Origin of the sequence: Vibrio sp. SCSIO 43155 (genome assembly GCF_023716605.1) — a bacterium.
GTDB classification, from domain to species: Bacteria; Pseudomonadota; Gammaproteobacteria; order Enterobacterales; family Vibrionaceae; genus Vibrio; species Vibrio harveyi.
In genome coordinates this window covers 1,147,704-1,161,092 of sequence record NZ_CP071853.1, presented here as the reverse complement: position 1 = coordinate 1,161,092, position 13,389 = coordinate 1,147,704, and the positions used below count along the sequence as shown (strand labels likewise).

At 45.2% G+C, this 13,389-nt stretch carries 10 protein-coding genes; 4 read left to right on the top strand and 6 right to left on the bottom strand.

All coding sequences use genetic code 11. The annotated features are described in order from the left end of the window. Positions 1–42 precede the first annotated feature (42 nt). The 4 genes from J4N44_RS22050 to J4N44_RS22035 form a co-directional block, all read right to left on the bottom strand. Positions 43–1,368: a DUF1501 domain-containing protein gene (locus J4N44_RS22050; protein ID WP_252045140.1), complete on the bottom strand. Its 1,326-nt coding sequence runs from the start codon at positions 1,366–1,368 to the stop codon at positions 43–45. A gap of 9 nt (positions 1,369–1,377) precedes the next feature. Next, the gene (locus J4N44_RS22045) at positions 1,378–2,940 is read right to left on the bottom strand and encodes a DUF1800 domain-containing protein (RefSeq protein WP_252045138.1); all 1,563 of its coding nucleotides are present in this window, start codon (positions 2,938–2,940) and stop codon (positions 1,378–1,380) included. 785 nt (positions 2,941–3,725) lie between these two features. Then, entirely contained in the window at positions 3,726–4,988 is a 1,263-nt protein-coding gene (locus J4N44_RS22040; protein ID WP_017189080.1) for a hydroxymethylglutaryl-CoA reductase, read from the bottom strand. 541 nt (positions 4,989–5,529) lie between these two features. Continuing rightward, on the bottom strand, positions 5,530–6,543 hold the full coding sequence (locus tag J4N44_RS22035) for a helix-turn-helix domain-containing protein (RefSeq protein WP_009696645.1): 1,014 nt from the start codon (positions 6,541–6,543) through the stop codon (positions 5,530–5,532). Between the two features lie 160 nt (positions 6,544–6,703). Between J4N44_RS22035 and J4N44_RS22030 the strand changes: the two genes are divergently transcribed. From J4N44_RS22030 to J4N44_RS22015, 4 genes are read left to right on the top strand one after another with little or no spacing between them, the layout of a single operon-like run. Continuing rightward, complete coding sequence (locus tag J4N44_RS22030) at positions 6,704–7,825, top strand: HlyD family secretion protein (RefSeq protein WP_005446916.1); 1,122 nt, start codon at positions 6,704–6,706, stop codon at positions 7,823–7,825. Continuing rightward, complete coding sequence (locus tag J4N44_RS22025) at positions 7,815–8,828, top strand: DUF2955 domain-containing protein (RefSeq protein ID WP_252045137.1); 1,014 nt, start codon at positions 7,815–7,817, stop codon at positions 8,826–8,828. The genes J4N44_RS22030 and J4N44_RS22025 overlap by 11 nt, the downstream gene beginning before the upstream one ends. A 29-nt stretch (positions 8,829–8,857) precedes the next feature. Further along, positions 8,858–9,979, top strand: a complete 1,122-nt coding sequence (locus J4N44_RS22020; RefSeq protein ID WP_252045136.1) for an AI-2E family transporter — start codon at positions 8,858–8,860, stop codon at positions 9,977–9,979. Beyond that, positions 9,976–10,632 carry a potassium channel family protein gene (locus J4N44_RS22015; RefSeq protein WP_252045135.1) on the top strand — a complete coding sequence of 219 codons (657 nt, stop codon included), beginning with the start codon at positions 9,976–9,978 and terminating at the stop codon, positions 10,630–10,632. The genes J4N44_RS22020 and J4N44_RS22015 overlap by 4 nt, the downstream gene beginning before the upstream one ends. Before the next feature lie 70 nt (positions 10,633–10,702). Here the strand turns inward: J4N44_RS22015 and manA are convergent, their stop codons facing one another. Beyond that, on the bottom strand, positions 10,703–11,926 hold the full coding sequence (gene manA, locus J4N44_RS22010; protein ID WP_252045134.1) for a mannose-6-phosphate isomerase, class I: 1,224 nt from the start codon (positions 11,924–11,926) through the stop codon (positions 10,703–10,705). A gap of 118 nt (positions 11,927–12,044) precedes the next feature. Next, entirely contained in the window at positions 12,045–13,385 is a 1,341-nt protein-coding gene (locus tag J4N44_RS22005; protein ID WP_005435249.1) for an MFS transporter, read from the bottom strand. Positions 13,386–13,389 lie beyond the last annotated feature (4 nt).

Here is a 13,389-nt window from a genome sequence, read left to right as displayed (position 1 = left end):
GGGAGCATAATGCTCCCTTTTTTGGGTACTGGATTGCAGCAGCTATGACATAAAGCCAAGGTTAGAGGAAGGGAAGTTGCGTATATTTGGGAACACGTAATCCATTGCTGTCCCATCAGTAATGCCCATCCATTGAGCTAAGGTTGCACCTACTTGATCAGTGCCGATTCTTGGAATCAAACGCCCTTTAGAGTAATCATCTTCACCACCTAGTATCAATTCGGGCCAAGTTCCAATTGGTTGAGAACCATTTACCGCGCCTCCCATCACAAATTGATGTCCACCCCAGCCATGATCGGTACCATTGCCATTATTTGTCATGCGTCGCCCAAAGTCAGACATGGTAAATGTAGTGACATTGTCACGCATTCCAAGTGCGTCAATAGCGCGATACATAGCGAAAAGGTTAGTCGCCAAGTCTTCTAGCAATGCAGGATGTTTTGAAAGCTGTGAATCATGAACATCGTAACCGGTATGTTTAACAAAGAACACTTGTCGTTGTTGGTTTAATTGGCTCTGGCTTGCGATAAGCTTGTAAACCGTCTGCATCTGTTTCCCTAGCGTTGTAGAGGTAAAAAGTGGCGCATTGTCGACGTTGTGCAGTTGCTCAGCTAACACACCACTCATAGTCATTGATTCATCCACCATGAGATTAAAATGCCCGCTGAATGGATTATCGGGAGAAGTGGCTAACAACTGGTCGTACACTTCTTTGTAAAGCGGGTTTCCAATCGCACTCAACTGGACGGCGCGGTCCTTTTTCAAAACTGTTTGCCTATGTTCAAGTGAGCGCAACCATAAGGAGTCACCATGAACACTGTAGAGTGGAGTAATCTCAGACGTTCGTCCCATTATGTCGAGCATACGTCCTGCCCAACCAAGGTTTGAAAACGTATCCATACCGCCACGCATCAGAGTTTTGGTCTGCGAGTTGTGAGAAAAGAGTTGATCCGGTAAGGGCACTTCGCCAGACTCGATCATCTGCTTTGACATTGGCTGTTCAAGTACGCCACTGTTCAGGACGACCGTCGCATCGCCATTTTCAAAGACCTCCGCTAATCGAGCCAACTTAGGGTGCATCCCCAAAGGCACGTCATTTCCTCGATTATCTCTGGCGTTTAAGTCAATCGGAATGACGGTATTTTTTGCGACCGATAACTTACCGCGCACGCTGGCATATTGATCATAATGAAAGTCGGAGAGTGGCAAGAAGGTATTGATTGCATCGTTACCGCCATCCATATAAACACAGATCAAAGCACGGAAGTCATTGCTCGGTGTTGCGAGTGCGTAGCCTGATAAGCCGACAGAAGCAAAAGCACCCAAAGAAGCGGTACCTTTCATAAAGTTGCGTCGTGAGAGTTTCATAATCCGCTCCTAATCTTGAATGTAGAATTCGCTGCCCGAAATTGCTGTGAAAATCACTAAAGCAAGTTTGGTTTTCGGTACGTAACTGGTTTGGTAATTATCGAGCACCTCAATCATGAGTTGTTTTAGCTCTGGTGAAGCGGTTCCGGCAAAGAAACGCATGTCGACACGATCAACCAAAGCGTTATGGTCATCGAGGAGTTGATAAAGTTCATCCATATTGAGCGTGTAAGTCGATTCGGAACCTTTGCGCACGCTATAAAGCATGAAGTTCACCAGTTCGGTGTATACCGACCAATCAAACAGTTCATATTCCGGTGCAACTAAACCATTAAAGACAAAGTCTTTTGACGGCTGATAATCAGGAGAGTAGAAGTTGAACACGGATGGAGAGCGCAATGGTCCTTGATTCGCGATATTCATCAAGGATACTGCGTTGTCGTAACGTGCCGCTGTCAGAGTAAAACCAGCAGCGCGATGGAAATTAGTGATGACCAAGATTGGCTCTTTAACTTTAATTGGTTGGTTCGATGTCAATCCTCGAGCTTCGTCGTCGAGAAGAATTGCTTTAATTACCGCGCGCAAATCGCCTTTCACGCCCTTGCCATTGTTATTGAACGTACTAGCAACGCGAGCAATGTACTCTGGCGTTGGGTTTGAGGTGACAAATCGCTGAATGAGCAATTTAGAAACAAAAGGGGCGATGTTGTCATGAGCCATTAAGATATCAATGACAAGTTCGAGCTCTTCTTCTGCATTTAAACCAGCAGGGATAGTGGACCCAAGCACGACTTTCTCGTTGGTATCATGAAGGCTGTTTACCACTCGCATTGGTAACACAAAGTCGACATCCGACTTATTCCAGCCAGTTAGAGCTCGAGCGAGTTCTTGAATATCGTTTTGTGAATAGGTAGCAAGGGGTTGCTCGGTGTCATGATTAAACTTAACACTGCCATCGAGGTTGAGTTGATATAACCCAATAGTGAAGAGCTGCATCAGTTCGCGAGCAAAATTTTCGTCAGGTAGTGCGCCGGTTGTTGGGTTTTCTTTCGTACTCCCCATCATAGATAGGTAATTTCCCATTGCAGGGTGTTTAGCCGCTTTGAGCAACAAATCCTTATAGTTGCCAAACGCATTCTCAACGAGTAAGTCGTAATAGCTGACTAGTCCGGTTGGCTTGCTCGATAAGAAACCGCCATTTTTTGAGACCACCAGAATCTGACTTAATGCAAACGCCATTCTCTGACGCAGTTGATCTTCGGAGGTTAAAACAATTTGATACCAAGCGTTTTCTCTATTTGCTTGGGCTCCTTTGCTGAAAGGAGTGAAGTAAAGATCACTGTGATAGGTGGGTGGGAGAAGTATTTGTTCTGTAATCCACGTGTCATAACTGGTTTGGTTTATCTGGTCTATCAAAGCAGGAGTTGGACCAAATGTCGTTTGATATAAAAATCGTGCGGTCGCTTGGTCAGGGTCGTCTTCGTCAGCCGACACTGGTCCCACAAAGAACAGCAGCATGGCAACAAAGCCCAATACCCAACAAGAAATTTCATTTTGCTTCTGACGTTTCATCGTTAACTCTCTTACCCAAAGGAACGACTTAAATCCATTTAACGGGAGTAATGAAGCTCTTAATGAGCTAATTAATAAATTCAGTTAAATCAAGCAGCTGCAGAACGGATTATAGACGGTAAAAATCACTATCAAAGTTGTTAATTGCAGAAAATAGTCTTGCTGAAGGTTAATTTTTAATGAGAAAAAATAATAAGTGACTGAATAATCGGTGAGCAATGTGATGTGAGCCATCTCAAATAAAATATGAAACTTTTTTGAATTCATACTTTGAGAACGAGAACGTTTGAGTCAGGTTTGACCGAAAAGTGCAAATTGATATAACACTTAGTTGTGGTTTTATGAGCTTTTAAAGAAATTTTGAATAAGAAATGAAACCATCAAGCGTGACGAGTTAAACCGTTCACGAAAGATGAGGGTTTTATGTGTTCTGTGTATTTATACAGTAGTGCGCTGCAACCGTAGTTTCTTGGGTTTAATAATAGAAACCACTCTACGATGAGGATCTGTTGCTCTTTCGCGGTTAAATTTTGTTCGGATTGGACGCCTAGTCATTCTAAGCAAATATTCCTAAACAAAGCATAAAACGATTTTCGCCGGGGGCGACTAACCGAACCCTTCGGGCAGCGTTTGTTGGTCATTTGTATTGCGTTATCAACTTCTCGTGTAGGCTATCTACACAGCAAAGTCTTTGCCTTGTAAAAGTAACCAACAATTCGCTGCAAAAATCAGTTCGAAAGGTTAACAGAGCCTAAAAAAGAGTGGTTTTATTGGATTTCGTGAGACTATTTTCTTGCTAGCTTATGGTGCGCGCGGGAGAAATGATCGGCACAGAAAGCACCAACAATAGAAAGCTCACCCGCTAAACACAGACCAGCTGCCACTTCTGCCAACGCTTTTGCTTTGCCATTTCCATGCAAGCCAAGTATATCCAAACACGCTTTCTGAGTTGGTAAGCCAGTACCGCCGCCAACAGTTCCAACCATGATGTTTGGTAAAGTTACGGAGGCATATAGATTGCCGTTAGAATCCACATCCATTCGAGTAATACCAACTGCTGATTCTGCAACGCAAGCCGCGTCTTGTCCGCATGCGATGTACAAAGCGGTGAGGGCATTGGCATAGTGCGCATTAATACCGATAGTGCCGCTTAGTAATCCACCGACCGTATTCATCTTGCCAAATTTCACCATGGCATCTGGTGTCGTGTGCAGGTATTTCTCAACCAATGCCGCAGGGATTGTAACCTCAGCGGATACTTTTTTACCGCGGACTGAACGCAACGTGTGTGCGTTGGCTTTTTTATCACCAGACAAGTTGCCATCTAGGTAAGCATCAAGCGGAGTGACTGGACTGTGTTCAAGAATGTAATGGAAAACTTTGTGCGTCGCGATGGTCACCATGTTCTGACCAGACGCGTCGCCCGTTACGTATTCAAACACGAGGTAAACATGATTGCCCTCAATGTTAACGTTGATGTCTTTGAGTTTGCCGTGCGTAGTGGTTGATTCCGCTTCTTTACGGAAGATATCGTATTGAGTCACTACCCAACTGACGAACTGCGCTGCTTCTGCAAGTGATTGGAAACCAAACACGGGAGTACGGCTCACACCTTCGCTGATCAAAAGGGTACTCGCACCACCAGCAGCAGTAATTAAGTTGGCTCCGCGGTTGTAAGACGCCACCAATGCAGCCTCCGTTGTTGCAAGTGGTACTAAATAGTCGTCGCTTGCGTACAGACCGTTAATACGCAAAGGACCTGCAACACCAACAGGAACGTTTACCGTGCCAATAAAGTGCTCAATGTTGTTGGCGTATTGGTGGTAATGCGATTGCGTGAAAGGATCTAAGAGAAGATCTTTGTCTGTCATCGATTCCAGCACGTTCCAACGGCGTTGAATGTGCTTCTCCGTCAGACCTGCACTGAGGCAAAGTTTCTTTTCTGGCTTGTGGTATTTCGGTTCTAATGCCGATTGTACTTTTTCGCAGGTTCCATTCTCAGAAAGTGCAGAGCTTTTCCTTGCGCTGTCTAAATTTAATTTCGGCATACAAACGTTTCTTTATTCATTTGGTTTGGAATTGTAGTGATACAAAACGTGATTACAATCCCGTGTATACGTTTTGCAACAAAAGGCTGCTCAGCTTCAAATTGAACAATGCGCGGCTTGAGCGGAATATTGCTTGATATCGATCAGATAACAAATAAGGAATACGATGGGGTATTAATATAACGCATTGAAAATACGGCATTATAAAGCATGTATAACGTCGACGTAGGAAGATAAGAAACGGGCAAGTCGGTAAATTCTTCCTATTGTAAAGATTGTGCAAAGTGGATGAATTACTCTAATTTGAGACTTCAAAATGATTGGATTGAAATGTGTTTGAGTGGCGTAAAATGGTAAATAACTTGGTTTGCGCCACGGCATAATAGCCCCACGTTTTCAATTGAGGGTAACGTATGATTGTTTACTTTCGAGTTCAGGACGTAGAAGTGCTGTGTGATGAGATAGACCTCGCAACACTGATGCAAGCCAAGCTCAAGCAATTACCAAGTACCAAGCCTCAAATGGATTGAGCAGTATAACGTCACGAAGTGCTGGATGCGTTCAGCGCAATAGACTGTTTATACACTTTAGGAGATAACCCGGACACTCTTTTAAAGGCGCGCGAAAAGTGCGAAATACTGGTGTAGCCAAGTTGATTGGATATATAAGTGAGAGAGTGTCCTTCTTCCATCAATTCGCAAGAAACAGAGAACATCAATGACTCCTTAATATGTCGAAAAGAAGTCCCTTCATTCTTTAACTTTCTTTGAAAGGTTCGAACAGAATAGCTCAGCAATTGAGCCGCTTCTTCTATCGACAAATTACGCTCTCGCACATAAGGGCGCAGGAGTTCAAACACGCTATCGGTAAAACTCGTATGCCACTGAATCTGACTTGGTTCAGTGCCTAACTGTGAGTCTGATATTTGAATGGGTACGTTAAGAATGTCATCGGGAATGTAAACACCAGTCTTCTCTTGACCTACGAATATCTGGCACTGGCTAGGTACAACACTTTTTACGATGTCACTGTTGCTTCCTTGTAGGCGAACCTTGCTTGGATGCCAAGTGGTTTTGGTCAAAATGCTGATGAGTTCCGTGATGTAAATAACAGCAAATGCTTCAGACCAGTCCGCAATTTGTGTGTCTTTTTGTTCAGAGAAACGACAGAACCAAGCGTGACCATGATGGGTTTCGAAACAAACATTACTGCCGGGGGAGTCTAAACTGAATATCTCATCAATGTGCTGCATTGATGCGCCGATGGTTTGAAACGACACAAACTGATGCAGGACATTAGGTATGACGCGGCGGCGGAAGACTAACACTAATAAGTCGGTAAATTTTGTAATGCCCAGTTGAGAAGAAGTTAAATGAATCAAACGCTTTATCGATTCAGATGGGATGTAGTCACTCTCGGTCTGGAATAAGTCCGCAGGCAAACCGGCATCACTGAGCAATTTGTGTTTGTCCAAGCCATAGTCGGCAAAGACCTCGACCAGAATACGAGCATAGTTAGTCTGAATAACGGGTAGATGAAATGTTTGATTTGGCATCAAGCGAATACTCCATGTATGCCCAAGTGACCTTCAACCAATCTTAGCGCATAACGCACGGTTTTTGATATAGCTCGCTATTTATTCTTCAATTAATGGCAGGTTGGACAGGACGGTATATTCTTAAAATGTTCAATCTATTCAATGGCAAGGGGATAACATGTCCGAGAACGAAAACGAGAAACAGCCAACGGAAGTGGCGGAAAACAAAGAGACGAATAAAAAAGACAAAGTAAAGACGGTCACCAACTATCTGCTTTTATTTATTGTTGTCATGCTCGGCTTCAGCATTGTGTCAGATCGCATCATTCCAGTGACCGACAATGCACGTGTTAAAGGTTATATCGTGCCAATAAAGCCCCAGGTTTCTGGCAATGTCCTCAATATTAATGTTCGTCCGAACCAACTTGTTGAAGAAGGCGATGAGCTCGCCGTTCTCGATAAATCTGACTATGAAATCGCGGTAAAGCAAGCCGAAGAGAATCTTGAAATCGCAGGGCAAAACGTTGGCGCGCAAACCGCATCAATCGCTTCGGCTCAAGCAAGGTTAACGTCTGCGATTGTTGAACGCCAAAACACTGAAGCGCAAGCCAACCGTGTTCTTGCCATGGCAGAGAAAGGTGTGGTTTCTAAATCGGATGCAGACAAAGCCAGAGCATCATTGGCAACGGCGAGAGCAAACGTAGTAAATGCAGAAGCGGATCTTGAAAAAGCGAAACAACAACTTGGCGCAGAAGGTGAAGAAAACAGCCAAGTCAAAGCAGCATTGCTGGCACTTGAGCAAGCTCAACTGAACTTAGAACGTACTGTGATTCGTGCGCCAACTCAAGGTGGTGTTTCGAACTTCAGTTTGACCGAAGGCTTCTACGCTTCAGCCGGTCAGCCAATCATGACGTTTGTGTCGACAGAAGACATTTGGATTGAAGCGTACTTCCGTGAAAACAGCTTAGGCAACGTCAGCATTGGCGACGAAGTAGAAATCGCCCTCGATTTTGTTCCTGGCAAAGTCATCAAAGGCAAAGTCAGCAGCATCGACTGGGGTGTCGATTGGGGACAAAACCAACAAGCGGGTAAGCTCGCGCAAGCCAACCAACAAACAGGCTGGTTACGCCAAACGCAAATGCTACCAATCGCTATCGAGTTTGATCGTGAAGAGGTAACAGGAATGCTACGTGTTGGCGGTCAAGCAGACGTGATTGTTTACAGCGGTGACAACTTCGTGTTCAACACCCTCGGCAAACTTTGGATTCGTCTACTGAGCGTACTGTCTTATGTCCGATAATCTGAGCATTGATAACGCAACTCAACGCCGGATTCTGCGCTTCACCATTGGTGTAGGTCTGGCGGTGTTTCTCGCTGCTTGGATTAATTGGCAACTGGCGTTTGTCGCGCCGGTATTTACCGCGAAGTTCTTGGTCGATAAGCCAAACCTTCATAGAGAAACGATTTACGAGTTGCTGCTGGCATTGATTGCCACCATGGGGTTGGGGCTGCTTCTTTCAGGAGGCATTACTCAGTACCCAATTGTTCTACTGATTGCCGTCGGTTTGATGATGGCATGGGGTTACTACTTGTTTACTGACCCCAAATGGAATCTGTTCGCGACCATTTTGTTGATTGCGGTGTTGATGTTGCCGTTTATGGCAATAAATAACCCAGCGATTTCCTTGGTGCTCGCGAGCGGTTTGGCGATTTCTGGTGCGGTATCGGTGGTTATTTTTGCTCTGGTTCATATTTATCTACCAGAGCCTGACAGTGAGTTCGCGGGTTATGCGGCTCCACCAATTGGTAAAGAACAACGTTGGCATGCGTCATTTCGAGCCATGTTGATTTCGTTTCCTGTGGTGTGCTTCTTCTTTATCTTTCAGATTTCAGAAGCGCTGCTCACCATGATGTTTGTCGCGTTGCTGTCTTTGATGATTACGTCAGAGAAGTCAGTCAAATTAAGCGCGTTCTTAATCATCAGTAACGGTATCGGCGGGATACTTGCCATCTTGGCATTCTCGATTCTTGCCATTGTGCCAAGCATATTCTTTTACACCGCCTTTATTGCGTTATTGGCGGTATTGATAGGGAAGAAGATTTACACCGTGCCAGAGAAGGCACCGATATTCGCTACGGCGTTCAGTACCTTGCTTGTCTTGATCGGCAGCACGCTAATGAGCTCCGGAGATATCGACAGCAATACATTTATCCGAATCTTCCAATTGGTGTTGGTCGGGACGTACATGATCCTCGCATCACTCTTTTTGGAAACCCGACAATGGAAGTTTTTGCAAACATAACACTTAACAGACAGTGAAAAGGTAACGCTATGAAAGCTTCAAGTGATTTCTCTAAACAGGCGATAGACGCCGCTATCAAGATCGGAGCCGTAGCGTTACTGATCTGGTGGTGTTTCTCTATCCTCAGTCCATTCATTATGTTGGTCGTGTGGGGCGGTATTATTGCCATCGCGCTCTACCCAGTCATGATGTCCCTTCATAATCGCTTAGGTATTTCAAAAGGTAAGGCGAGCGCACTCCTCAGCACTATTGGTGTGCTGTTACTCTTAATCCCACTTATCGCGCTCTCATCCGGTCTATATACCAGTGGTACCGAGGTCGTCACTGGGCTGCAAGACGGCACCTTAGTTGTACCTAAGCCACAAGAAAGCTTAAAAGAGATCCCTGTCGTGGGCGACAAAATGTTCGTTGTGATTAACTACGCATCGACCAACATGGAAGGCTTCTTGGTTAAGTATGGCGAACAAGTGAAAGGCTTCCTTTCTCAAGCAGCATCTATTGTTGGCTCGGTAAGTGGTGGTTTCATCCAGTTCATCATTTCGACCATGATTGCAGGTGCGTTCATGAGCAATGCTGAAGTTTGCCAAAAAGGTTTTACCAAGCTAGCAGACCGCCTCACCAACAAGAAAGGCGAAGCGTTGATTGACCTTTCAAAATCGACCGTTCGCAGTGTCGTTCAAGGTGTGATTGGCGTTGCACTGATTCAATCTGTCATGGCGGGTGTTGGTATGGTCGCAGTTGGCGTTCCTGCTGCTGCGCTTTGGATGGTTGCTGTGATTCTGATTGCGATTGTTCAGTTGCCTCCGATTCTGGCATTGATTCCTGCGATTATTTACGTGTTTAGCGTCGAATCGACACTGGTTGCTGGCATCTTCCTAGTCTGGTGTATTTTGGTGAGCGCGAGTGATGCGGTACTGAAACCAGTACTTCTAAGCCGTGGTTCTGACACACCGATGCTTGTGACACTGTTGGGTGCACTGGGTGGTATGGCAATGTCTGGTATCGTAGGTCTGTTTGTTGGTGCTGTGGTATTGAGCCTGACTTACCAGTTGATGGTGAACTGGTTAGATGAAGATGACACTGAAGCAAACAAAGCACTGAGCATGGACCAAAAAGCGAAGGAGGAAGACAAAGCAGAGGTGGCATCATGAAACCGATGACCAGGGAAGATAACTTTTACTTTTTGTTCTTTGCACTTATTGCGTTGTTTTTTGGCTGTGCCGTGATGCATCAGTTTTATCCAGATGGGCAGGAATTTGTTCTTGCTATTTTGGTGGTGACGCTAGGCGCTTCGATTGCAGGCATCAACAAGAAGAACAAATCCAATCGTACATGGTATGGTGTGTTACTGATTGTGGCCGTCATCTCCTATGGTATGTCGTTTTTAGAGCATTTAGATCTGTCCATTTTGACGCTAGGTGCGTTATTGGTGTTCTTGTTTTCACATATATACTCGGCGCTAAAGCAGGTGGTTTTGACCAAGTCGGTCACGACAAACCACATCATCGGTTCGATTTGTATCTATCTGCTACTGGGGCTTGCGTGGGCGGTGATTTACTTGTTGGTGTTGGAGTTTTTCCCAAGCTCTTTCACTGGATTAGAAGCAAAACCTTGGCTGTCGAACTTGTTTAATGCTTTGTACTTTAGCTTTATCACATTAACGACAGTGGGCTATGGTGACATTTCACCAACGGTTCCAGTGGCTCAGTTCTTCGTTTTCTTTGAAGCGATAGTCGGGAGCTTTTACTTAGCCATCATGGTGGCAAGTTTGGTGAGTATTCGTTTGGCTCAAGCACAGAGTTAGCAAACAAATGAATGGTTTGAATGGCGGAGGTGAAAAGTCTCCGCCATTTTTGCTTTAAGAGAAAATGAACTTAGCCATTAAATGCACGAGCAACGCGACCTTCACAACGGATTGTGTAGCTACCCACATAAGCAGGAATGAAAGCCGATTGCCCTTTACCAAGCACTAAGGTTTCGCCGCTTTTTGCAAGAAGCGTTACGTCTGCATCGATCGGCATTAAGATTTCCGCACTGCTCATCTCAACTTGTTGATCTTTTGGCTCTTGGAAGACAGAGAACTTGAAGTCTTGTACAGGGACAGGGAAGTTGTGCTCACAGCTGTTGACTGCTGCTTTGGTTAGTAGCGTATTCATTGGTTTTGGGATGAAGTCGGTACACTTAACCAGTTCTTCCACATCCATGTGTTTTGGTGTTAAACCAGCACGAAGTACGTTGTCTGAGTTCGCCATGATTTCCAGACCAGTGCCTTTGATGTAAGCATGAGGCGTTCTTGCGCTTAAGAACATGGCTTCACCGGGTTTTAACGTAATAACATTCAGCAGTAATGGGGCAAACAAACCCACGTCATTCGGGTACTGAGCAGCAAGGTCTAAAATCAATTCGCACACCGGGCGTACTTGGTTGGCTGCTGCGTAACTTAATAAGTGATCCACTGCGTTAACCTTGCGTGCTTCTTCCATGGAAAGAATCTCTACGAAGAACTGACACAACCCATCTTGGTTGGGATTGCGCTCAAACTGTTCTAGGTAGTCGTTGATTTCAGGAATGTCACACAGGCGGAACTCAGCGATGATTTCATCAAACGGACGAAAGCCGTTCATTGCTTGATATTCCGTTAGGGCGTAAACCAGTTCTGGCTTGTGGTTGGCATCTTTGTAGTTACGATTGAATGCACTCAGCGGTACAGCTAACTCTTGTTCTTTTGCATAACCGATCTCAGCATCTTGCTTGTTTGGGTGCACTTGAATTGACAAGGCTTTATCTGCTGCAAGAATCTTGAATAGGAAAGGTAGGTCACCAAAGGCTTCTGCCGTGCTTTGCGATAGAAACGCTGACGGATCCTGATTGATCAATTCTGATAATGAAACCACTGTACTCGAAGCGGCAGTACTTCCTTGTTTAACGATAGAGCAACCATTCGGATGCGTACCCATCCAAACCTCGGCTTGAGGTTGTTGAGCTTCATTAGCAAAGCCAAATAAATCGTGGATAGCCGTGCGGCTTCCCCAGTCGTAGTTTTGGATCTTATTGTCCATTTTGAAGAAGCATTTTGATGAAATAGTATTCGAATTCATGAATTTTACCCGTAGAAAACCCTCCGAACTGAATCGGAAGCAAAAAATAGTGGAGATTGGACGGGTGAGTGGTTAACTCACCCTAAGAGGTGTAGAAGTCGCTTCTACAACCAGGTGTCTACAACCTAAGCTTGGGAGCGAGCGGCTTTCTTGAAGGTTGAGCCTGCAAGAACGGTAACAACAGCAAGCCAATAACGGCTGCGCATACCGAGATGGTGATAAAGAATCCTGTCCAGCTGTATTCTTCAAGAATCAATGCTAATGGGTAGCCAGAAAGTGCGGCACCCATGTAGGCAAACAAACCAACAAAGCCCGTTGCTGCACCAGCGGAATCTTTGTGTGAACATTCCGCTGCTGCCATTCCAATCAACATTTGTGGACCAAATACGAAGAAACCAATCGAGAATAACCCAGCAGCTTGGAATGCGAAGTTGGTTAATGGCATCAACCACAGTGCGGCGACAGATAGGAATATGCCTGCGGCAAACAAGAGGTTCATTGGACCTCGGTTACCACCGAACAGTTTATCCGATCCCCAACCAGCCACTAGAGAACCAACAAAGCCACCGATTTCAAACATCGACAATGCTGCGTTGGCATTGATTAGACTGTAGTGGTGTTGTTCTGTCAGGTACAAATTCCCCCAGTCATTGATGGCGGTGCGCACGATGTAAACCAGTACATAGCTAAATGCGAGCAACCAAATGTACTTGTTGTTGAACACGTATTGTTTGAGGATTTCTTTATAACTCAGACCTTGCCCGTGATTTTCTTGCGCGAGTTCTAACTTGTCATCACGCCATTGACCAACCGTTGGCAGTCCTTGAGTGGTCGGTTTATCGCGTAAGCGCCAACAAACAATGACACCAAGAATGACGCCGATAACGCCCGGTACGATAAAGCCTTCTCGCCAGCTGTAATGGAATGTAAGAAATCCAACGAGTAGGGGAATTAAAGCGCCGCCTACGTTATGGGCGGTGTTCCAAATTGCCCACAAGAAACCACGTTCTGAGCGCGAATACCACGTCGTAAGTAACTTAGAGCACGAAGGCCAGCCCCAACCTTGGAACCAAGCGTTCATCACCCAAAGAGCAGCGAGTGCAACCAAAGAGCTAGAGAAGCCAAACGCGATATTGATAAGACCCGTCGCGATTAAACCGACACCCATGAAAAAGCGAGGGTTAGAACGGTCAGATATGGTGCCCGAGATAAACTTCGATAAACCATAGGTGATGTAGAAAAGCGTACCAATCATACCAATATCGGCTTTATCTAAACCTAAATCAGCAATCATCGCGGGTGCAGCGTAGTTAAACGTTTTACGAGTGAAGTAAAAGCCGGCATAACCAAGATACATACCCAGCATGATGTGTAGACGCCAATAGCGGTAGCGTTCGTCCACTTGGTCTTTGCTAAGGGGAGCTTGGTTATAGCTCGGAGACTGAAATAATCCAAACATGCTC

Excerpts from the sequence above, each read along its gene's own strand:
- J4N44_RS22020 (WP_252045136.1), top strand. The coding sequence starts at position 8,858 with ATGAAAGCTTCAAGTGATTTCTCTAAACAGGCGATAGACGCCGCTATC.
- J4N44_RS22045 (WP_252045138.1), bottom strand. The coding sequence starts at position 2,940 with ATGAAACGTCAGAAGCAAAATGAAATTTCTTGTTGGGTATTGGGCTTT.
- J4N44_RS22030 (WP_005446916.1), top strand. The coding sequence starts at position 6,704 with ATGTCCGAGAACGAAAACGAGAAACAGCCAACGGAAGTGGCGGAAAAC.
- J4N44_RS22025 (WP_252045137.1), top strand. The coding sequence starts at position 7,815 with ATGTCCGATAATCTGAGCATTGATAACGCAACTCAACGCCGGATTCTG.
- manA (WP_252045134.1), bottom strand. The coding sequence starts at position 11,926 with ATGAATTCGAATACTATTTCATCAAAATGCTTCTTCAAAATGGACAAT.
- J4N44_RS22035 (WP_009696645.1), bottom strand. The coding sequence starts at position 6,543 with ATGCCAAATCAAACATTTCATCTACCCGTTATTCAGACTAACTATGCT.
- J4N44_RS22015 (WP_252045135.1), top strand. The coding sequence starts at position 9,976 with ATGAAACCGATGACCAGGGAAGATAACTTTTACTTTTTGTTCTTTGCA.
- J4N44_RS22005 (WP_005435249.1), bottom strand. The coding sequence starts at position 13,385 with ATGTTTGGATTATTTCAGTCTCCGAGCTATAACCAAGCTCCCCTTAGC.
- J4N44_RS22040 (WP_017189080.1), bottom strand. The coding sequence starts at position 4,988 with ATGCCGAAATTAAATTTAGACAGCGCAAGGAAAAGCTCTGCACTTTCT.
- J4N44_RS22050 (WP_252045140.1), bottom strand. The coding sequence starts at position 1,368 with ATGAAACTCTCACGACGCAACTTTATGAAAGGTACCGCTTCTTTGGGT.